Source organism: Halopseudomonas nanhaiensis (assembly GCF_020025155.1).
GTDB classification, from domain to species: Bacteria; Pseudomonadota; Gammaproteobacteria; order Pseudomonadales; family Pseudomonadaceae; genus Halopseudomonas; species Halopseudomonas nanhaiensis.
The window spans coordinates 1,501,182-1,521,541 of record NZ_CP073751.1; the positions used below are offsets into that span (position 1 = coordinate 1,501,182).

General features: G+C 60.8%; 21 protein-coding genes. 10 read left to right on the forward strand and 11 right to left on the reverse strand.

Annotated features, from left to right (window positions below):
- Window positions 1–8 precede the first annotated feature (8 nt).
- From KEM63_RS06790 to KEM63_RS06810, 5 genes are all read left to right on the forward strand, one after another.
- Window positions 9–749 (forward strand): competence/damage-inducible protein A, encoded by a 741-nt coding sequence (locus KEM63_RS06790; protein WP_223655432.1) that lies wholly within the window; start codon window positions 9–11, stop codon window positions 747–749.
- An 86-nt stretch (window positions 750–835) separates the two neighbouring features.
- Window positions 836–1,444, forward strand: coding sequence for a LemA family protein (locus KEM63_RS06795; RefSeq protein WP_223655837.1), 609 nt, complete (start codon window positions 836–838; stop codon window positions 1,442–1,444).
- Complete coding sequence (locus KEM63_RS06800) at window positions 1,441–2,202, forward strand: TPM domain-containing protein (protein ID WP_223655433.1); 762 nt, start codon at window positions 1,441–1,443, stop codon at window positions 2,200–2,202. Before KEM63_RS06795 ends, KEM63_RS06800 begins: the two co-directional genes overlap by 4 nt.
- 18 nt (window positions 2,203–2,220) lie before the next feature.
- On the forward strand, window positions 2,221–2,835 hold the full coding sequence (locus KEM63_RS06805) for a TPM domain-containing protein (protein WP_223655434.1): 615 nt from the start codon (window positions 2,221–2,223) through the stop codon (window positions 2,833–2,835).
- Between the two features lie 154 nt (window positions 2,836–2,989).
- Window positions 2,990–4,636 (forward strand): methyl-accepting chemotaxis protein, encoded by a 1,647-nt coding sequence (locus KEM63_RS06810; protein ID WP_223655435.1) that lies wholly within the window; start codon window positions 2,990–2,992, stop codon window positions 4,634–4,636.
- A 10-nt stretch (window positions 4,637–4,646) separates the two neighbouring features.
- Here KEM63_RS06810 and KEM63_RS06815 read toward each other — a convergent pair whose 3' ends face one another.
- The 3 genes from KEM63_RS06815 to KEM63_RS06825 are packed head-to-tail and all read right to left on the reverse strand — an operon-like array spanning window position 4,647 to window position 7,942.
- On the reverse strand, window positions 4,647–5,597 hold the full coding sequence (locus KEM63_RS06815; protein ID WP_223655436.1) for an alpha/beta fold hydrolase: 951 nt from the start codon (window positions 5,595–5,597) through the stop codon (window positions 4,647–4,649).
- Between the two features lie 22 nt (window positions 5,598–5,619).
- Window positions 5,620–6,453: an SDR family NAD(P)-dependent oxidoreductase gene (locus tag KEM63_RS06820; RefSeq protein ID WP_223655437.1), complete on the reverse strand. Its 834-nt coding sequence runs from the start codon at window positions 6,451–6,453 to the stop codon at window positions 5,620–5,622.
- Window positions 6,454–6,466: 13 nt separating this feature from the next.
- Window positions 6,467–7,942, reverse strand: a complete 1,476-nt coding sequence (locus tag KEM63_RS06825) for a flavin-containing monooxygenase (protein ID WP_423747837.1) — start codon at window positions 7,940–7,942, stop codon at window positions 6,467–6,469.
- 80 nt (window positions 7,943–8,022) lie between these two features.
- On the opposite strand from KEM63_RS06825, the gene KEM63_RS06830 reads away from it, so the two are divergent.
- Complete coding sequence (locus KEM63_RS06830; protein WP_223655438.1) at window positions 8,023–8,634, forward strand: TetR/AcrR family transcriptional regulator; 612 nt, start codon at window positions 8,023–8,025, stop codon at window positions 8,632–8,634.
- Between the two features lie 93 nt (window positions 8,635–8,727).
- Window positions 8,728–10,038: a glycerophosphodiester phosphodiesterase family protein gene (locus KEM63_RS06835; protein ID WP_223655439.1), complete on the forward strand. Its 1,311-nt coding sequence runs from the start codon at window positions 8,728–8,730 to the stop codon at window positions 10,036–10,038.
- A gap of 51 nt (window positions 10,039–10,089) precedes the next feature.
- Here KEM63_RS06835 and KEM63_RS06840 read toward each other — a convergent pair whose 3' ends face one another.
- From KEM63_RS06840 to KEM63_RS06850, 3 genes are all read right to left on the reverse strand, one after another.
- Window positions 10,090–10,356, reverse strand: a complete 267-nt coding sequence (locus tag KEM63_RS06840; RefSeq protein WP_223655440.1) for a YebG family protein — start codon at window positions 10,354–10,356, stop codon at window positions 10,090–10,092.
- Between the two features lie 156 nt (window positions 10,357–10,512).
- Window positions 10,513–11,553, reverse strand: a complete 1,041-nt coding sequence (locus KEM63_RS06845; protein ID WP_223655441.1) for a glycoside hydrolase family 5 protein — start codon at window positions 11,551–11,553, stop codon at window positions 10,513–10,515.
- A gap of 584 nt (window positions 11,554–12,137) precedes the next feature.
- Window positions 12,138–12,467, reverse strand: a complete 330-nt coding sequence (locus KEM63_RS06850) for a DUF2460 domain-containing protein (protein ID WP_223655442.1) — start codon at window positions 12,465–12,467, stop codon at window positions 12,138–12,140.
- 354 nt (window positions 12,468–12,821) lie between these two features.
- Here KEM63_RS06850 and KEM63_RS06855 point away from each other — a divergent pair, with 354 nt between their 5' ends.
- The gene (locus KEM63_RS06855; protein ID WP_223655443.1) at window positions 12,822–13,934 is read left to right on the forward strand and encodes a helix-turn-helix transcriptional regulator; all 1,113 of its coding nucleotides are present in this window, start codon (window positions 12,822–12,824) and stop codon (window positions 13,932–13,934) included.
- Between the two features lie 46 nt (window positions 13,935–13,980).
- Here KEM63_RS06855 and KEM63_RS06860 read toward each other — a convergent pair whose 3' ends face one another.
- Window positions 13,981–14,310: a hypothetical protein gene (locus KEM63_RS06860; protein WP_223655444.1), complete on the reverse strand. Its 330-nt coding sequence runs from the start codon at window positions 14,308–14,310 to the stop codon at window positions 13,981–13,983.
- Between the two features lie 278 nt (window positions 14,311–14,588).
- The gene (locus KEM63_RS06865) at window positions 14,589–15,203 is read right to left on the reverse strand and encodes a flavodoxin family protein (RefSeq protein WP_223655445.1); all 615 of its coding nucleotides are present in this window, start codon (window positions 15,201–15,203) and stop codon (window positions 14,589–14,591) included.
- Window positions 15,204–15,368: 165 nt separating this feature from the next.
- Here KEM63_RS06865 and KEM63_RS06870 point away from each other — a divergent pair, with 165 nt between their 5' ends.
- Window positions 15,369–16,355, forward strand: coding sequence for a hypothetical protein (locus KEM63_RS06870; RefSeq protein WP_223655446.1), 987 nt, complete (start codon window positions 15,369–15,371; stop codon window positions 16,353–16,355).
- Window positions 16,356–16,457: 102 nt separating this feature from the next.
- Complete coding sequence (locus tag KEM63_RS06875; protein ID WP_223655447.1) at window positions 16,458–17,144, forward strand: glutathione S-transferase family protein; 687 nt, start codon at window positions 16,458–16,460, stop codon at window positions 17,142–17,144.
- Here the strand turns inward: KEM63_RS06875 and KEM63_RS06880 are convergent.
- The 3 genes from KEM63_RS06880 to KEM63_RS06890 form a co-directional block, all read right to left on the reverse strand.
- Complete coding sequence (locus KEM63_RS06880) at window positions 17,138–18,262, reverse strand: GGDEF domain-containing protein (RefSeq protein ID WP_223655448.1); 1,125 nt, start codon at window positions 18,260–18,262, stop codon at window positions 17,138–17,140. The genes KEM63_RS06875 and KEM63_RS06880 overlap by 7 nt on opposite strands.
- Before the next feature lie 146 nt (window positions 18,263–18,408).
- Entirely contained in the window at window positions 18,409–19,152 is a 744-nt protein-coding gene (locus KEM63_RS06885) for an alpha/beta hydrolase family protein (protein WP_223655449.1), read from the reverse strand.
- Window positions 19,139–20,245 (reverse strand): DUF3182 family protein, encoded by a 1,107-nt coding sequence (locus KEM63_RS06890; RefSeq protein WP_223655450.1) that lies wholly within the window; start codon window positions 20,243–20,245, stop codon window positions 19,139–19,141. Before KEM63_RS06890 ends, KEM63_RS06885 begins: the two co-directional genes overlap by 14 nt.
- Window positions 20,246–20,360: the final 115 nt, after the last annotated feature.

Genomic DNA, 20,360 nt, shown 5'->3' on the forward strand with positions numbered 1-20,360 from the left:
TGATGCCCATGACCGAGTCCTCACTGATCCGCTTCGGCCTGCTTCTGATTGGCGACGAGATACTCAACGGGCGAAAGTCCGACGCACATCTGCCGGCCATGATTCCGCGCTTCGCCCAGCGAGGGCTGGAGCTGTCCTGGGTGCGCATGGTTACCGACGATGCGGGCCTGATCACTCAGACGCTGAAGCAGACGTTCGACAGCGGCGACATCGTTTTCAGCTTTGGTGGTATCGGGGCGACGCCGGATGATCTGACGCGCCAGTGCGCTGCTGCCGCCCTCGGCGTCGCTCTCGAACTGCACCCGGAAGCCGACACCGAGATACGCGCGCAAGTGGGTGATCGACTCAATGCCCACCACCTGCGCATGGGCGAGTTTCCTGTCGGGAGCTCCGTCATCCCCAACCCGATCAATCGCATCCCCGGTTTTTCGATCAACCGGCACCACTTCGTGCCGGGGTTCCCGGACATGGCCTGGCCGATGGTCGAGTGGGTGCTTGATCATGACTATGTGCATCTGCAGGCGCCCGGACGCCAGGTCAGCCAGACGCTGCATCTGACTGATACCAGTGAGGGGCCGCTGATCCCCATGATGGAAACCCTGCTCCAGGAGTTTCCCGATCTGCGGCTCGCCTGTCTGCCCAATGCGGAGCACCGGCGGGAAGTGGAACTGACCCTCAAGGGCGCACCCGAACAGGTGGTAGCAGGCATGAACCGGATGCGCGAGCTGCTGCGGGCGCTGCCCCCCTGAGCACGGCCGAGGCGCTCGTCCTGCTGAACTAACGAGGCGACCCCAGGGTCCCTCAGATAACCGCCTGACATCGAGAACCCATGACCATGGCTATCCCGCGTTATCGATTTCCCATCGGCCTGATGGCCGTACTGTTCCTTGCCACGCTGTTGTCCGGATGCGGCATCAACAACATTCCGCGCTACGACGAGCAGGTCAAATCGGCCTGGGCGCAGGTAGAAAACCAGTATCAGCGCAGGGCTGATCTGATCCCCAATCTGGTGGAAACGGTACAAGGCTTTGCTCGCCAGGAGCGCGAAACGCTGCGCGAGGTGACCGAAGCGCGATCCCGTGCCACATCGATCCAGATCAGCGCCGACGATCTGGATGATCCGGAGAAGATGCGCCAGTTCGAGCAGGCGCAGGCGCAGCTGACCGGCGCACTGAGTCGGCTGATGGCCGTGTCGGAGCGCTATCCCGAGCTGCGTTCCAATGAGAACTTTCTCGCACTGCAGTCTCAGCTCGAAGGCACCGAGAACCGTATTGCGGTGGCCCGGCGGGATTATGTAACGGCAGTGGAACGGTTCAATACCGAGATTCGGACCTTCCCCGGCCGCATCTGGCACAGCATTCTTTACAGCGACTTGCCGATGCGCGAGAACTTTGAAGCTACGGCAGAGAATGCCGAGCAGGCGCCGCGGGTCGAGTTCGAATGAGGCTTGGCAGCCTTCTGACCCTCGTATTGCTTCTCTGGGCAAGCGGCCTGGCTGCACAGCAGGCTGACGGGGAGGCAGGACTCCCGGCGCTGACCGGCAGGGTGGTAGATCAGGCCGAGTTGCTCGACACCCAGGCCGAGGCTCAGCTCACCCAGATGCTCGCGGCGCACGAACAGGCGACCAGCGAGCAGGTTGTAGTCGTTACGTTGCCGGATCTGCAGGGGCGCAGCATCGAGGACTATGGCGTTGAACTCGGGCGCGCCTGGGGTATAGGACAGGAAGGCGAGGACAATGGTGCGTTGCTGATCGTCGCTCGCGATGACCGCCGCGTAAGGATTGAAGTCGGTTATGGCCTGGAAGGGCGCCTGACTGACGCCCAGTCCTCGATCATCATCAATCGTATCGTGTTGCCTGCGTTCCGCGAGGGCGAGTTCGAGCGTGGCATTGTCGAAGGTGCGCAGGCAATGGTCACGGTCCTCGGAGGCAACCCTTTGCGGGCTCCGGCGCAGCCGCAGCGTGGGCAACGGCCTGAGCAACCCCCGGTCGGCATCTTCATACTGCTGCTGTTCATAGTCCTTGGCATGCTGGGCGGCGGCCGGGGTGGTCGCGGCGGGCGGCGGGGCCGCTTCGGCAATGCGTTGCTTGCCGGTGCGTTGCTGGGCGGGATGGGCCGCGGCGGCGGAGGCCTTGGTGGTGGGGGCGGATTCGGCGGAGGCGGCGGTGGTTTTGGTGGCGGCGGTGCTTCCGGTGGCTGGTAATTCAAGGGACGACTCAAGATGACGCTTTTGACAGAAGCAGAGCAGCGGCAGGTGGCCGAGGCGATTGACCGCATCGAGCAGGACACCGATGCGGAGATGGTCACGGTACTGGCCGAGCAGGCAGACGACTACCGGTACATCCCGCTACTGTGGGCGAGCCTGCTCGCGCTGATCGTACCGGGGGCGCTGCTGTTCATTCCCGGGCTTGTGGGCGCCGGCTATCTGCTGCTAGTGCAGTGGGTGACCTTCGTCGTGCTGGCGCTGCTGTTCAGGGTGCCCAGGATCGGCACCAACCTCATACCCCGTTCGGTTCGACACTGGCGTGCCTCCAATCTGGCGCGGCGCCAGTTCATCGAGCTGGATCTGCACCATACCGACGGCGCAACCGGGATGCTGATCTTCGTCTCGGAAGCCGAGCGTTATGTGGAAATCATGGTCGACCGCGGCATCGCAAGTCGGATCGACAACAGCGTGTGGGAAGCAATTGTCGAGCGCTTCACCACGCAGGTGAGGCGGGGCGACGTGCTGCAGGGATTCCTCGATTGCATCGAGTCCTGTGGCGCAGAGCTCAAGGCCCATGTGCCGGCTTCGCATCAGCGAAACGAACTGCCCAACCGGTTGGTCCTCATCTGACTTGTCAGCCGAAAGGCGACTTGATGCAGGTCAACATCGTTTACCCGTCTAAAGAGTATGGTCAATCCGCCGATACTGGAGATGGTGGCAAGAAAAAAGGACTTTACCCAACAGGGTTCCAGCGTTCCCGAGAGACTCACCGCTGGAGTTGACCATGTTCAAGCTGTTCCGCAATCTAGGTTTTCGTTGGAAGCTGACCCTGCCGCTGGGCCTGCTGGTGGCCCTTTTCTGCGCATTGGGCGGTGTCTCGTTCATCGCAGTGAACGACCTTGCCTCCAGGCTACAACTCTTCTCCTCCGAGCTCTTGCCACAGGCTACCAATCTGCTGGAAGCCGACCGTGACCTGTATCAGGCGCTGGTGGCCGAGCGTACCCTGGTTCAACTCGCCGGTGCGGGCGACCATCCCGAGCTTGAAGCTGATCACCGCGACAACATGCAGCAGGCGTATGACCGCGTAGCGGTGTTCGCTGAAAAGACCGATTCTGCCCAGGCCAAGGCTCTCGCAGAGCGATTCAATCAGGCTTTCATGGCCTGGAAAACTGAAAGTCGGCAAGTGGTCTCGCTCGCACGCAGCTCCACGTCTGCAGACGTGGAACGGGCGCGCGAGCTGAGCTTCGGCGTTTCGTATGAGCGCTTCAGTGCTGCACGTGCGCTCATCGACCAGATGACCCAGCAGGTTGACGGCCAGTCTGCCGCTGAAGTGACTGCAGCAGAGGCAGCCGTGGTCAGGGATACCGGTATCTTCACAACGGTGGCGCTGGTCGGGCTGCTGGTCTGTGCGCTGCTGATCGCTTTTCTTCCAGGTCTTATTCTCAAACCGCTGCACGCCATCCTTGCGCGGCTGCGGGATATAGCAGACGGAGAGGGCGACCTCACCCGACGCGTTAAAGTTACCTCCACGGATGAAATCGGTCAGCTGGGGGTGAGCGTCAATACCTTCCTTGAACAGTTGCAGGCGTTGATTCAGCAGGTGTCTGATTCAACTCTGCAGGTGGCCGCGGCGTCGCAGCAGTTGAGCATCATCGCCGTGACTCAGCAGCAGCTGGTCAGCGAGCAGTACCTGGCGATCGATCAGGTCAGTACCGCTGCGACCGAAATGAGCGCTGCCATCCACGAGGTATCCGGCAATGCGCATTCCACTGCGGATGCGGCGCGGGAAGCCGACAGTCAGGGCGCCAACGCGTCGGAACTGGTGGGGCAGACGATGGGAGCACTCCGCAAGCTTGCCAGCGATGTAGACGAGGCCGCCGGTGTAATCAACAGCCTGGAGCAGGACAGCAATCAGATCGGTGGAGTTCTCAGCGTCATTCAGGCCATTGCCGAGCAAACCAATCTACTGGCGTTGAACGCCGCCATCGAGGCAGCGCGCGCGGGTGAACAGGGCCGCGGCTTTGCTGTGGTGGCCGATGAGGTGCGCGCGCTAGCCGGCCGCACCCAGGCGTCTACCCAGGACATTCAGAAGATGATCGCAAGCCTGCAGGCTGGCAGCGCCAGGGCGGTCAGCGTCATGCAGCGCAGCGCAGCAGTGGCGGCGCAAAGCGTGGACCAGGCCGCCGGTGCCGAGCGTGCGCTGAGCGATACGGCCGGGTCGGTAGTGCGAATCAACGACATGGCAGCGCAGATTGCGTCTGCCTGTGAAGAGCAGAGCCAGACCACCGAAGAGATTGCCCGAAACATCAGCGGCATTCGCGATCTGTCGAATCAGGCCGCGCAGAGCTCCGAAGAAAGTCGCGGCGCGAGCGAGTCGCTGGCGCGTCTGGCGGCCGGCTTGCAGCAGCAGGTCGGCCGTTTCAGGACCTGATCGCGAAGCACTATTGAGCAGCGCGGACCCGACTGTGGACATCGCGAATGAAATCGGTGGTCAGCTGCGGCTGGGTGACCGGCAGCATATGCCCGCCGTCAACCAGCTGCAGTTGCGCCTGTGACACGGCATCCTTGAGCGCCTGTCCCTGCTCGCTGGGGTCGAGAATACGGTCCTGACGACCATACAGAATCGAGATCGGCAGCTGCAGGTCGGCGTAGCGCTGCTGCATCAAGGGCAGCACATCTTCCAGCGCCCCGAGATCACGTGAAGAGGCGATGAACTGACTGGGACGCAGGCCCAGAAAGCCTCCGCCGCGTACACCGAAGTCGTCCGGTACCGATTCGGGGCCGAAGACGAGATCCATTACCTTGTCGCGATTGAGAATGGTCAGCGGCGTAGCAACTGTCCAGGCGATCAACCTGCGCAGCCAGCCCTGGCGTATGGTCATCCCGGCGAAAGCTTTCGGGACGTCCTGTGGGGTATGCGTCAAGGGTGCGATCAGTGCCAGACCGGAGACCTCGCTGGGGTGGCGCAGCGCAGTGGCAAGCGCAACGGCGCCGCCGAGCGAATGCCCGACCAGCAACGGCCGGTCCAGTTTCAACACCTGTATCAGCCCTGCCATGACGTCCGCCTGCACGTCGAGCCCAGCCGAGGACCTTCGATGGCGAGTGGAGTACCCGCTGCCGGGACGGTCTACCGCTACGACACGGTAATCCTTGGCTAGCTCGCCCAGTACCTGATAATTGAAGTTGCGCGCGACGCCGCCCAATCCATGGATGAGCAGAATCGCCGGGCCTCGCCCCGCCTCGATGATGTGCAGGCGCGAGCCCATCACTTCGACAAAGCGACCTTCAGGAGGTAGGCCCGCTTCCACTCGCTTGGCGGTAAAGGCAGTGAACAGCCAGAGCCCGGCCAGGACCAGGAGCATGATCGCGCCCAGCCCGATGAGGATATTCATGGGATGCGTCCTTTACTGGCGGTTAGGGCTGGTTGCTAGGTGCAGCCGGTGACTTGGCAAGCGCCGGGAACAGCCGCCAGTAATGGACCGGCATCAGGCGCTCAAGCCAGGAAAGAATCCGCGCATCATTCCCGACCAGGACCCTGGCACGGTCGCGTTCGATGCCCGCTATGATGATCTGTGCTGCCCGTTGGGGCGGCATGCGCAGCAGCTTTTGTGCCTGTGCCCGGCTTCGCTCGATGTCGTCTGGCGAAACGTCCGCGGAGACGCGCGCACTGGTGGCGATGGATGTGGCAACGCCACCGGGATGCACCACCGTCACGCCAACGTTGCTGCCTTCGAGTTCCAGGCGCAAGGCATTGGAAAAGCCGCGCACGGCGAATTTACTCGCACAGTACGCCGTCTGGCCTGCTGGTGTGATCAGCCCGAACAGGCTCGACACGTTGACGATGCGCGCAGCAGGCCGCTCCTGCAGGAAGGGGAGGAAGCCGCGCGTCATGCGTACGACGGCTTCGAAATTGATCGCCATCAGCCAATCGAAATCCTCCTCCGACACCTGATGAAAGTGCCCACCCAGCGCGACGCCAGCGTTGTTGATGAGCAGATCGACCTGACCGTGAGCGGCCAGAACCGAAGCCGGTAGTGCTGCGACCTGCTCGCGGCTGGCGACGTCCAGCACATGTTCGCTGACCCGGGCGCCCTCGGCTTTGGCCAGTCGTGCGGTTTCGGCCAGGCCTTCCTCGGCGATGTCGGCCAGGGCCAGATGGCAGCCGCGGCGCGCGAGTTCCAGCGCCAGCGCACGTCCTATGCCGCTGCCTGCGCCAGTCAGAACAGCGACGCAATCGTTGATTTTCATGGCGATTTCCCTGTTATTGGAACTGCATTACGCCGTCATCAACACGGCCGTACTGAATGGTGAGCTTGTCCTGCATGTAGTTCTGGTAGACCTGCCAGGGTCTGCGATCCCCCTGGCGTGGCAGCAAATCGGCTGACCGCTGCACGTAACCGGAGGTGAAGTTGAGGAACGGCATGTCGGCCACCTGCGAGTCTCGTCTGGGGGTAGCGATCCTGAAACCTTTCCGGTCCATGTAACGCAGCAGACGGCAGGTGTAATTGGCGGTTAGTTCGGCCTTGAGTGTCCAGCTGGAATTGGTGTAGCCGAAGGTCAGGATGAAGTTCGGGATGTCGCTGAGCATCATCCCCTTGTAGGCCATCCTTTCGCCGGGTTTGACGGCGTCGCCGTCCACGGTCACCTGCACGTCACCGAGCGCATTGAGTTTCAGGCCGGTGGCTGTGATGATGATGTCGGCCTGCAGCTCCTCTCCCGAAACGAGCCTGATCCCGGTGTCGGTGAAGGATTCGATGGTATCAGTGACAACCGAGGCGCGGCCGCTTCGCAGGTCGTGAAACAGATCGCCATCGGGCACGGCGCAGATGCGCTGGTCCCATGGCTTGTAGGTGGGGGTGAAGTGCTTCATGTCGACCGCCGGCCCCACCTGCATCTGTACCATCTGCAGTAGTCGCTGCTTGAACAAATCAGGTTTGGTACGCGCAATGCGGTAGAAGAAACTCCCCACCAGGACATTTTTCCAGCGAGTCGCCGCATGCGCCGCCGGCATGGGGAGCCACTTCTGCAGATGTTTCGCGATCCCGTCATGCAACGGACGCGACACCACGTAACTCGGTGACCTTTGCAGCATGGTGACGTGCGCTGCGGTCTTGGCCATGGCCGGGACCAGAGTGACCGCGGTGGCGCCGCTGCCGATCACGACGACGCGCTTGCCGGCGTAATCGAGGTGTTCGGGCCAGAACTGGGGGTGGATGATCTGTCCCTTGAACGCCTTTTCATTGGGGAAGTCCGGGCGGTAACCCTCGTCATAGCTGTAATAGCCTGCGCATACTGAAAGCAGACGGGCCTTGAACACCTTTTGCTGAACCGGCGCTCCGTCGGTACTGACCTCTGCGGTAACGGTCCAGCAGGCTTCCTCTGTAGACCAGGCAGCGGACCTGACCTTGTGACCATAGCGAATGTTCTGCACAACGCCGCCTTCTTCGGCGGTTTCCTCTATATAGCGTCGAATGTCCGCGCCATCGGCGATGGCCTTGCGGTTGTGCCAGGGCTTGAAGCTGTAACTCAGCGTGTACATGTCCGAGTCGGAGCGGATGCCGGGATAGCGGAACAGGTCCCAGGTGCCGCCGATGGCATGGCGCGCCTCAAGAATGGTGTAGCGTTTGTCGGGGCATTGTTCAGCCAGTGCTCGCGCCGCGCCGATCCCGGACAGACCGGCGCCGATTATCAGTACATCCAGGGGCATGGGCTGGAATTGATTTTGTTGTGTGCTCATGATGTTTATCCGCGATGGCAGTGGTGACAATCTAGATTGTCACTTACAATTTGGCAATGCCCATTGTCAGAAATCCACCGATGCCCACTTCCAGCACTGTCCAGCGACGCTACCGTGGAGCGGCCGCCATTGAACGCAAGGCGCAGCGTCGTCAGCAGCTGATAGATGCTGCGATCGAAGTCTACGGACGCAACGGTTATCGGCACTCCGGCGTCAAGCAGGTCTGTGAGGCCGCAGGCCTCACCCAGCGCTACTTTTACGAGTCATTTGCCCATAGTGACGAGCTGCTGATTGCCTGCTACGAGCAGGCCGCCTCACAGCTGCGCGAGAATATAACCACCGCTGCCGAAGCCGTGGGCGACGACCGCAGGGAGCGGGGCAGGGCCATGCTGTTGGCATACTTCCGGGCGCTGAAGGCGCAGCCGCTGATAGCCAATCTGCTGCTGGTCGAGATCCGAGGTATCAGTCCGGACGTCGATCACGCCATTATGCGCGAGTTGCAGGAAGTAAGCCGTAACATCACCCGTGTCGTCGCGCGGCCCGATCATCAGCCTGATGAGCTACTGCGCGCCGGCATCATGGGCGGCGTCATCCATATAGCCCTGCACTGGATGAGCACCGGCTACCGCCAGTTGCCCGAAGACGTCGCAGAAACCGCCTTCAAGCTCGGTGGTGCGATCCTCGCTGAATAGCAGGCTAAAGTTAACCCAAGCGTCACTGTTGCGTCATTTGCCCTAGCCAATATCGAGCGCGCTGCATCCACTCAACTGAAAAAGGAGTCTGGTATGAAGTTACGCACGATGGCGACCATGGCGTTGACCGCCGGCACGCTGCTGCTTGGCAGCCCGTTGGCGCTGGCAAAGAACTGGCATGATCAGGACGATCGGTCCGAGCGTCTGGAGCACCTGCGCGCGAAGATGGAAGAGTTGCGCCACAAGCAACGCGGCAAGAAAATTGCCGTGGATCTGGGGCCTCGCCCGCTCTGGCTTGTCGACGATATGGATGAGGGCCCATTGAAGACGCGTTTGCAGGCGTGCGGCAGCCAGCATGCGCGGCGCACCGATTTTTCCATAGGCCATCGCGGCGCCCCGTTGCAGTTTCCCGAGCATACGCTTGAATCGTACGTCGCTGCCGCACGCATGGGCGCCGGGATTCTGGAATGCGACGTCGCCTTCACCAAGGACCGTCAACTGGTCTGCCGTCATGCTCAGAATGACCTTCATACCACGACCAATATCGTCGCCGTACCCGAGCTGAACGCCAAGTGCACTCAGCCGTTCGTACCGGCGGACCCGGAAAACGGTATTCCCGCTCAAGCCGAGTGCCGTACCAGCGACATCACCCTCGCGGAATTCAAGACGTTGCAGGGCAAGATGGATGCGTTCGACCCGATGGCCACCACGCCTGAAGCCTATCTCGGCGGGACCGCCGATTGGCGCACGGATCTCTATTCGGCTCGCGGTACCTTGCTCAGCCACAGGGAAAGTATCGAGTTGTTCCAGGCGCTGGGGGTCAAGTTCACGCCTGAGCTGAAGACGCCTGTGGTGCCCATGCCGTATGAGGGCGATTACAGCCAGGAAGATTACGCCCGGCAGATGATCGAGGAATACGTGGACGCCGGCGTGGCGCCGCACAAGGTCTGGCCGCAATCGTTCCGCCTTGACGATGTGTTGTACTGGATCAACGAGACGCCCGAGTTCGGCCTTCAGGCGGTGTTCCTTGACGAATCGGCCATCACGCCCGAAACAAGCTCGCTCGCCTACATGGATGATCTGAGAGCGCAAGGGGTACGGGTGCTTGCGCCGGCCATCTGGAAGATGCTGACGCTCAATGGGAGAGGGGATATCGTCCCGTCGGAATACGCCGAAAACGCGCGTAACGCCGGACTCGATCTGATCGCCTGGTCGATGGAGCGCAGCGGTCCGCTTGCAAATGGTGGTGGCTGGTACTACCAGACGGTCAACGAAGCAATCGACAACGATGGCGACATGCTGACTGTCATTGACGTGCTGGCGCGTGATGTTGGGGTTATCGGCATCTTTTCCGATTGGCCGGCCACTACGACCTTCTATGCGAACTGCATGGGGCTGAAGTGAAATGAATAGCCGGGGCTAGGCGGCCCCGGCTACTGCAGCATTCCAGCCGCGTCATTCTGATTGGTCGGGCGATTGCGCAAGAGACTCCAGCGCATCCGGACTGCTCTTGAATGCCTTGGCGAACACCTCCCGATGCCGGGCCATATAAATGCTCACCTCTTCCGCATGTCGCTCGCTAAGCCCCGGTACGCCGGCCTGCAGCGTCGCAGCCAGGGTTTCGGCCAGCTCAAGCATCTTGTCGTGACGATCGGCTTCGGCTTTGTCCATGAACAGTTGCTCCGGGTCTCTGCTGCTTCGGTATACGATTTCTACGGCCACGTCGGCACCTCAAGCTGAATGAATCACCTGGCGGACTGTGCTGTGCCGCCGAATGCAATGGCGCGATAATACTGTATATGCATACAGATATCGAGCCGTAGCCGCAAAAAAGGGCAGCGTGGCTGCCCTTTTTTCATATCGTCCGCTGTGCGAGGGTCAAGCCTTGGGACCGAAGTCCGAGCAGTTGCCCTTGCCGACGTACTTCTTGAGTACTTTCCACTGCGGCTTTTCCTTGCCCTTCTTCGGTTCCATCGACAGGAAGTGATTGCCCCATGCCGGGCCGCCAGCGAAGTAGGTGACCGGAATACAATGCTTCTGCAGGTGCTTGAGCGTGTTGTCCATGGCCTTCAACCAGCGGGCATCATGCGGCGGAACTCCAATTTCGCCGATGTGGCCGCGCTTGCCGTTTTTCTTCAGCCAGTTGATGAAGGGCGTAACACGCTTGACACCGACGTTCATGTCGAAGTTTTTACCGGGAGACTCGACATAACGGCCACTGGCGTCCTTGTCCAGGTAAACGTGTGCAGAAAACACGATGTTGTCGGACGGATCTTTCAATGCAAGCAACTTGTCAGCGTACTTGGGCCAGCGAGCCGCGCTGGAGTAAGAAGCGCCTTCGACGAAGATGATGTTCTCGCGGTCAAACTTGCGCACACCGTTAATGCCAGCCTGGGCTGCCTTGGGCCAGTACTTGTCGGCAAGACCGTAGGGTTCGTTCATGATGTCGTAACCGTACAGGGCAGAGTGCTTGCCCCAACGCTTGGCCATCCGCTCCAGAAGGTTCTGGTAGGCGCCCAGGGGAACTTGCTTCGTGCCAACAACCTGCTTGCGATAACGACCGTAGTTGTGCACGTCGAGAATGACGTCGATGTCATTCAATGCAGCGTTAGTCATCAACTTGTCGATCTGAGCGGCATAGAAGGGGTCGAACTCGCCACGCAGTTTAGGCTGCAGACGTTCCCACTTGATCGGGAACCGAATGGTCTTGATTCCGCGCTCTGCCCAATACTGGAGATAGGTATTCTTTGGAAAAAAGTAATGCTTGTTGAGTTGGCCCGGCAACACGCCGCCGGTGAACTCGGCGCCGGCTACGTTCATGCCGACTAGATCAACTTTGGCGTGTGCAACACCAGTAGTTACGAACAAGCCAAGTGCAATAGGTGCGAGCCATTTTCCGACTACTTTCTGGAATGTCATGCTAGCGATTTCTCCGCTTTGATATTTTTCTTATGCCACTACGAAGCCGTGGCCAAGCGCACCTATGTGCGGGGACCCGGGATCGAACTTAAGGGTTTGTTGTTTTCGAAGTTTAGGGAAAGTTGCCTTTCGGTTTGCTGCGAGAACGTGGGCATCCTACCCCAGGGTTTTAACTTGAAAAAGCGGAAATTCAGCAGTGAACAGTGAGAACAGCAAGCGAAGCGGCAATATTAATATGATGTCTATAGGGCATCATAAAAGCTGCGCCGTAGGACCGGCGTCAAAAAGAAACCGCGCTATTTCACAAGCGAAGCATGGTGGCACCCTCGTGATGCAATTTTGTGAAGTGCGTCACGCCGATACGAAGTAGAGCGATACGAGGGGCGTTTATGCCGACGAACGGTATAAAGAAAGTTCCGTTGCTACCGACGAGCGGTATCGAAATGTGTCGTTCTTGTAATATATGCGAAGCCAATGGGGGGGTGCGCGCTTGAGAAGCGCGTGCTTCACGACGGAGGTCGCCGGACCATCGATGAATCGGCCCGAGGCGCTACGCACCGGCCCCGATGGGCGCGAGCACACGTTCAGCCCGAGCGGTGTGAGAGGTTGCTGGGGCCGCGCCGCTGTTCATAGTTCGTCTCGTATGTACCGCCGACAGCGACGCAGTGAGCCGCCCACGCAGAATCCCTGGCTGAGTTGAAATACTGCTGGGGTCCGGTCCGGATCGCGTTTTCCGCCTCGTCCTGAGTTTCGAACCGTACTGGTACATGAAATCCTGCCGAGGGCAGATTGGCCATCGACACCATCTGGATCCCGGGGCCGTCTGCGACGCTCCAGCCGCCATCGCTGAGCTGCACCGCGAAGAGTCCACGCTCTATGGGGACGGCCTGGATGTAATCATTGCGAAGTGGCATGGGAGACTCTCGCTATCTTGAGGGGCTTGAAGTCGAGACACCGAGTGGCTCGCTCTGTTCCCACGTGGCTGTGCCAGTTGGCGTATCCAGACCAGCCCGCACCGACCGACGGTGCAAAGCTCGCCTGGGCGACTACCCTGACAAGACAGTGTGCGTCGCGCGCACCGCAGGCGCGAACCAGTGTGGCCCCGCTGCATCCGATTCGACACTTGCCGGCTCGCACCGCGTTCTTGAATGCACGCTTGCTTGAGTACTGGCTAAATGGTATTTCACGGTATGACGCTTGGATGGCCGAACGTGACGAGGGCGATCGGCTGTTTTCACCACTGAGGATCAGGGGGGAGAGCTCCGAATATGGTACGAAGCGAAGAACAATGGCTGGAAGTTGTCGATTGCTTCGGCGATGCGGCGGTTACCGGCTGTGGCTGGTATTACGCGCTCGAGCGTCTCGCTCAAGCCACAGGTTCGGAGTATGGCCAGCTGATCGGGCTCGGCGCCGAGCCAGCGGTTCCGTTCAATGTGTGGACGGTCGATCCGATCATTCCAAAGGAATTCGAAGAACTCGGATATGGCGACCCGGACCTCAACCCCCGGGTGCGCGCTGGCACCGGCATTCCCGAGCTGGCGGTCCGCGCCGAAGTCGACTTCATCACTCCCGAACAGGCCAGGCATCATCCGCATTACAAGTGGGCCAGGCATCACGGTATCGGTTACATCTGCCTGACCCCATTGATAGCAAGGCCTGACATGTTGATCGGTATCTCGGTTTGCCGACGGCAGGAAACCGGCCACATCACCTCAGCCCAGCGAAACGTGTTCGCCTCGCTTGCCGCACATGCCCGTGCTGCGGTACGCACACAGCTGTTGCTCGAAGGCGACGCGGGAGGGCTTCTGGTTGGCGCCATGGAGGCGATGTCGCTCACAGCCTTCGCCTGCAATGCCGCCGGACATGTGATCGCCATGACGCCGTCTGCGGAACGTCTGGTCCTGTCCGGGCACTACCTGAAGCTTCGCAAGCAGGTGCTTTCTACCGAACTGGACAAGGATAACTCTCCATTAACTGATGCGGTTCTGGCCGCCGCAGGCGGACTGTCGCGCCCGGGAGCGCCGCTGCTGCGCAGTCTCTTCGTGCACTCTGCTTCCGCTGCCGGCCCGCTGATCGTCGACATCGTCTCGCTGCCGCAGAAAGCCTTCACCTTCGGCTTCAGGCCGCAAGTACTGGTCATTGTGCGGGGGTTGAATCACGGCGATAAGCAACTGGTCGGGGCACTGCGGGCCGGCTTCAAGTTGACGGCTGCGGAGGCGGAAGTGGCGTTGCAACTCGCCGATGGACAGGGTCCTCAGACGATCGCAGAAGAGAGGGGAGTGTCGATCAACACGGTGCGAACTCAGGTGCGCAATATCTATGACAAGCTGGGAGTCAGCCGGCAAGGGGAGCTGGCAGCCAGGCTAAGGCCCTTGCGCTGAAGGGCCCCAGTCGGAGGGCGGCGACAGGCCGCCCTTTGCAACCGGGTTACTGGTTCTCTTCGGATTCCGAATCGTCACCTTCACCCACTGGTTTTTCGTTCGGATAGGTCTTTTTATACGGGCTGGTATGGGTGTCGCGCGCCGCTTCTGGGTCGGAGTCTTTGGTGTCCATACCAGGGTTGTTCATTGAATCTCCGCCGCCGCTGCCCATGTTGCCGGTCGTACCAGAGGCCGAGCCCTGGCCGGTGCTTTGGGTGGTGCTATTGGTCTGGCCTCCGGCACTGCCTGCGGAAGAATCGCTTTCCGCCATAGCCGGTGCTGCGATGCCAAGTGAGGCGAATGTCAGTGCAGCTGTAAGCATTTTCAAGGTCTGCATAGTGCTTCTCCTTTGTTGCCTAGGCTCGTGCGGCATTCGGGCTACTTCGGCGAGCCTCGTTCTGGACAGGGCTGCAAGCGCCCCGATGTGGTGTAGCGAACGCCCGGCCGCAAATCGGGTGTACACCCCGATAGACAGGCAGGGCAGCGGTCCGTTCACTCAAGGTTTCCTGCTATGGGCCAGCCGAGGTTGATCAGGCAACCCTCCGGCCCTCCATGGCAGTTCGAACGGCGCGGCAGGTTTTCGAGCATCGGCCAGGACGTCCGCGACTAGGCTGTCTAGCTTTCGGGGTCGCCGGGATATTGCGAGCCCTTGAGCAGTTGCGCCAGGTGCAGGCAGTTTCTCGCCATGGCCGCGGTGGTCTGGACGACTTTTTCCGGTGTCGTCTCGAGTTCCTTGTAGTCCGTCCCGTGCATGGCTTCGCCAACCCAGTACGTACAGCTGTTGGCAGGAATGGTGAAACCACAATCATTGAGCCCCTGGAATAGCTCAGCGCACACGTGATGCGCGCCATCCTCGTTGCCCACAACGGCCACGCCGGCGACGCGCCCGTACGATATCATCCGGCCCTGATCATCCATCTCCCCAAGAAAGGCATTCAGCCGTTCAAGGACCCGCTGGCAGATGCTCGATTGATGGCCCAGCCAGATCGGTGTACCCAGAATGAGTATGTCTGCAGCGAGCACCCGGGCGCGGATGGCGGGCCAATCGTCGCCGTCACCCTCGTCAGAGGTGACACCGGGCTTGATGTTGTGATCGGCGGCGCGGACCATCTCACCCTTGACGCCCAGCTTTTCCAGTTCCCCCAGGCTCTGGCGCAGCAGAAGCTCGCAGGACGAGGATGAAGGGGACTGCTTCAAGGTGCAGTTTATTGCCAGTGCGGTGATCGACATGTCGGCTCCGAATGCGTGTGAGTTGCAACATTTTGGTCTGCCGTCAGTCGATCTCGTTCCGCTGTCTGGACAGACGGCGAGCCGCGATTGGTCGATGGGGCACCGGCAGCGAACGTCCGGACATCAGCATGGTCCCAAGCGGGGAATGCCTAATGAATCAGCCCGATGACAATATTGCTCACACTTCTCTCGGTAATCCTCGCGGTGGTCGTGCTTTGGGACCAGTTCGTCACGGTGTTCAGCACCAGCGGAGCCGGGCCGCTGACGCGGTCCGGCATGCGACTTGTGTGGAGGGGGCTGCTGGCGATCCATCGGCGTCGGCGCATGCACCGCGTGCTCGCGTTTGTGGGGCCCTGTCTGCTGCTGATCAGTATCGTGCTCTGGTATCTGTTGTTCGGATTCGCCGTATTTCTCGCCTTTGCTGCGCACACCGGCTCGGTCATCGATGGAACCACCGATGCGCCGGCGACCAACCTCGAAACGCTCTATTTCGTCAACACGACCATATCGAGCCTTGGATACGGCGATTGGGTGCCCTCCGGCTTCCCCTGGACCTTCGTTGGGACCCTCGCCACGTTGGCGGCGACCATCGTGCTGACTGTTTCGCTGTCATACGTGCTGTCGGTGATTTCCGCTGCGATCCAGCGGCGGGCATTGGCCAGCGGCATATTCGCCATGGGCACCAGCGTCTCGGAAGTGATCGACAATGCCAGACTCGATGACCCGCAGGCTTCGCTGAAGAACTACCTGCTCAGCCTCTCGTCGACCATAGACAGCGTCGCGCTACAACACCTCGCTTATCCCGTATTGAAGTACTTCCATTCTTCCCGCGTCGATCTCTCCCCGGCCAGAGCAGTGCTGCTTCTTTCCGACACCCTGTTCGTACTGAACGTGAGCGGCCGGGAGGTCCCGCCAGGCGTCGTACGTGTGGTGCGCAGCAGCATCGACAATTTCGCCAGATACTCCCGCGCCGAGACCGGATCCTCACAGGGCCTGGCGGCGGAGTCGTTCCCCGACTTTCTGAAACAACTGACCGCGAAAGAAGGGGTGCCGGCAGACGTCGTGACTGCAGAGTTCGAGTCCTATGTCGATCTGCGCTCCCGCCTGGTAGCGCTGACCGCGGAGGATGGCTGGCTGCAGGAAACGCTATAGCGCACGGGTGCGCCAGGGCTGCTGTTGAGGAAGGCGTATTGGCATGTTGAAAAACGCCGCTTTTGTGGCAGGATCAGTCATTCGCTGATCAAGGAAGCGCACATGGCGGCTCGACTCTATATTGCCAACAAGAATTACTCGTCCTGGTCGTTGCGGCCCTGGTTGCTGATGCGGGAGCTGGATATCCCCTTCGTGGAACAGCTGATGCCTTTCAAGCCCGGAGCCAGTGATCATGGCTTCAGCACGTTCTCGCCCAACGGCAAGGTCCCCTGTCTGGCTGATGGCGACTGTGTCGTGTGGGATTCGTTGGCAATTACCGAGTATCTGGCCGAGTCGTATCCGCAAGTCTGGCCAGAGGATCGCGAGGCGCGCGCCTGGGCCCGCAGCGCGACTGCCGAAATGCACTCGGGTTTCGCTGAAATGCGCGCTGTCTGCACGATGAATTGTGGCATCCGCGTCAGGCTGCATCACGTGACAGAGCGACTCGAAGGTGAATTGAATCGGCTGGAAAGCCTGTGGTGCGACGGCCTGCAACGGTTCGGGGGCGAGTTTCTTGCCGGCCCGGCCTTTACCGCGGTGGATGCGTTCTTCGCTCCGGTGGTCTTTCGCTTGCAGACCTATGGGCTCGAGCTGGCGGCCGCGCCTGCCAACGCCTACGCCCGGCGTATGCTCGAGCTCAAGGGCATGCGCGAGTGGTATGAGGCGGCCTTGAAGGAAAGCTGGCGGGAACCCCTGCACGAGGACGAGGCGCGGGACGCCGGCCAATGGCTGGAAGACCTGCGTTACTGATAGTCGGTAAATTCTACGCGGTTACGCCCGTTGGCCTTGGCCAGGTAGAGCGCCTCATCGGCGCGGCGAATCAACTCGGCCGGGGTCACCGTGGCGGCAGGGCTCGCTACACTGATGACTCCAAGGCTGATAGTCACCTGCTGATCGCTGCCGGGAATATGAGGCAGACTCAGATCCTGCACCGCCGTGCGCAGCGCTTCGGCTACCTGCAGCGCGCCGATGCGATCGGTATTGGGTAGCACGACCGCAAATTCCTCTCCACCATACCGCGCCACCAGGTCCCCCTGGCGACACACGGTATCGCGCAGCGCGTCGGCAATACGCTGCAGACAGGCATCGCCCGCCGGATGGCCAAGCTGATCATTGTAGGGTTTGAAATGGTCCACATCGCACATGATCAGCGAGAGCGGCTGGAAACGTCTCTGCAGCCGCTGACAGGCGCGGTCGAGAAAGTCGTCAAGGCGGCGTCGGTTGGCCAGAGAGGTGAGGGTGTCCGTGCTGCTCAGCTCTTCGAGGACGCGGTTGTTGCGCGTCATTTCACTTTCGGCCAGGTCGATCTCGCGGTGAAACAGATAGGAAAACACGGCCGACAGTGTCAGTACTCCGAACACGCTCGATATGTACATCAGCTGTAACTGTTGAGGCGACAGCGCGAGCAGTGCGCGCTCGGGCGTCAGATAGAACTGGCAGAAGCAGAACAGCACGCCAACCCCGAGCGGCAGCAGGATGAAGCGCGAAGCGCGCATCCGCTCATGAACCAGTGCGAGGAAGCCGGCCACCGCGAAGTAGAACAGGTGTCCACCGGCCGCCGAACTGAGGAACACCGTCGCCAGCAGCGCATGACTGCACCCCGCACCGATCAACAGGTTGCGCGCCGAGGTGTGGCTGCCGCGGTGATTCAGAAACAGCACCACCAGATAGACCAGCATGAAAAACAGGTTGACCAGAAATACGCCGAGATAGGACGCGAGGCCATCCACGAAATAAAACAGCTGGTACGGCAGCACCATCGCGAAGCCGAAGATCGCCACCTGATTGGTCAGCGCTATCTTTCTTCGCAGTCGCGACGTTCTGCCCTGCGTCCCTGCCGACCAGAGCCAAGCGAGATTGTTTACCACTGACTGTCCTCATTACTACAAACGATGAGCACGTATCTGATCGGCATCCGTGCGATTTGGTTCAATGGGTATCGATATGCCAGCATATTGTTTTCAGCACGGCAATGCCAACAGTAAAAGCCCCTTCGAGAGCCGGGGCCGCCTACCTACTTGGCCGTGCGCACGCCTATCACCATTTCGCTGATCCAGTTGGTCAGTAAATACGTATAGGCCTTCTGATCGCGCTCCTGACTCAACCCGTGGTCGGCGCCATCGATGATGCGATGGGTGAGTGAGTGAGCCTGAACGAAGGCTGATCGGTAGTTCATGAGGGTGGCGTGCGGAACATGTTCGTCGAATTCCGACTCGACCAGCAGCACATCGCCGCGGAACGCTGCGCAGGCGGCCAATGCACGGTTGGCATCGGGCGTCAGCGGTTGCTCGCGAAATTGCAACAGACGCGGTTTATCGAGCGACAGCTTGGGCGTGTGCCACTGTTCGTCCCAATACATGGCCGGGACGCGCAGGGCGAGCCAGCACACCGTGCGCAGTTGAGTGAGAATGGCTGCGAGGTAGCCCCCATAACTGGTCCCGATCACCGCGATGCACGCGGGGTCAACCGCCGGGTGGCTGGCAAGCTGATCGTAGGCGGCGAGAATATCCGCCAGATTCTGCTCGCGGGTCACCGTTTTCTTCTGGCCGCTGGTGCGCTCGTGCCCGCGCAGGTCGAATGTCAGGCACACGCAACCGAGGCCGGTAATACCCTGCGCCCGCTCCAGATCGCGTTGTTGACTGCCGCCCCAGCCGTGAACGAACAGTACGCCTGGCAGCTTCTGCTGCGGTTCCATGAAGGTGGCGGCAATATGTTCGCCGTCTACCAGGAGATCGAAGGGAGCCTTAACGGCGCTCATGGGCCTGAGTCCTTATGTACTTGGTGATGAATCCGTTCTCTCCATCATCTCCACTGTAGACGACGCTAGCGCCGGCTGGCGCAGCGTGCCCGGTACCGTAGCGCTCGATCGTCGAGGCTTCGACGTAGCGCAGCGCGGGGTCGTCTGCGAAGGCCGCCAGCGCCGCGACTTCAGCGCCACTGGCGCCGCCTATACGCCATGATTGCTCGAGTACGCCGGAAACCCGCACGCCGTGGGGATCCAGTCCGGACGCCACGTCGTAGTTGCGTCGGGACAGGATGAGCCCCGGCAGGGCCTGCAGTGCGGCGGATTCGTACTGGCGAGCCTGAACGATGGCATGTCGAAACGGTTTCGCGGCGTCCGCCTCGATCAGCGCATCGTAGTCGCCGCGGACGATGTACAGGTCTGATCCGCCGTATACCATCTGACCTGTCGCGTACGGCGTCAGGTTTTGCGTGCCGCAGTAGCTGGCGACGATACCCCCGGCACGGACCTGTCCGACGCTGTAGGTCTCTACGTCGCTGAGGTTGCGCTCCACTACCAGCCCCCAGGTATTGAGCTCGTGCTCATCTGCCTGACTCAGCGCGGCTTCGAGTTCGCTTTCATCGCGGATCACTGCCTGCCCTCGGCCGGCCTTGGCACGCACGGGCTTGAGTCGAATGGGCCCACTGGCAAGCATTTCTCTTGCGGCCATGCGCGCATCGGCCAGGCAAAAGGCGCTGTAGCCGGGCAGCACCGAGTCGCCCGCCAGCTCATGCAAGGCGTCGGACCACCCCGGCGGCCTGGTAGCAGGTGCAGCGATCAGCGGGTGGAATATCGCCTTGCCGGACATGTACGGCACCGAAACCACGCCACCGAACAGATCCGTTTCACTGTGTATGCCCAGTGCGGATGCGTCCGACAGACTGTTGAGCGTATCGGAAGGAATATAGTAGGGGCGCTCCGCCTGGCTCAGCTTATGGATCGACTTGAACGGGATGCCCATCATTCGGGCCAGGGTGTTCCCAATGGCTTCGTGGCAGCTCAGTTCGTGCTGCGGGACGGTCTCGCTGGCTGGCAGCAGTACAACGCAGGTTGGTGCTCGATCTGACATGAGATCTCCGACAGGACGGACGCGCATGCGCCGTCTCGGTGAATTCGATCGCTGGAGTCTACGGCGGCGGGCCGCCCGTCGCGGCTATGGGGGCGAGCAGCGCAACCAGTACTCA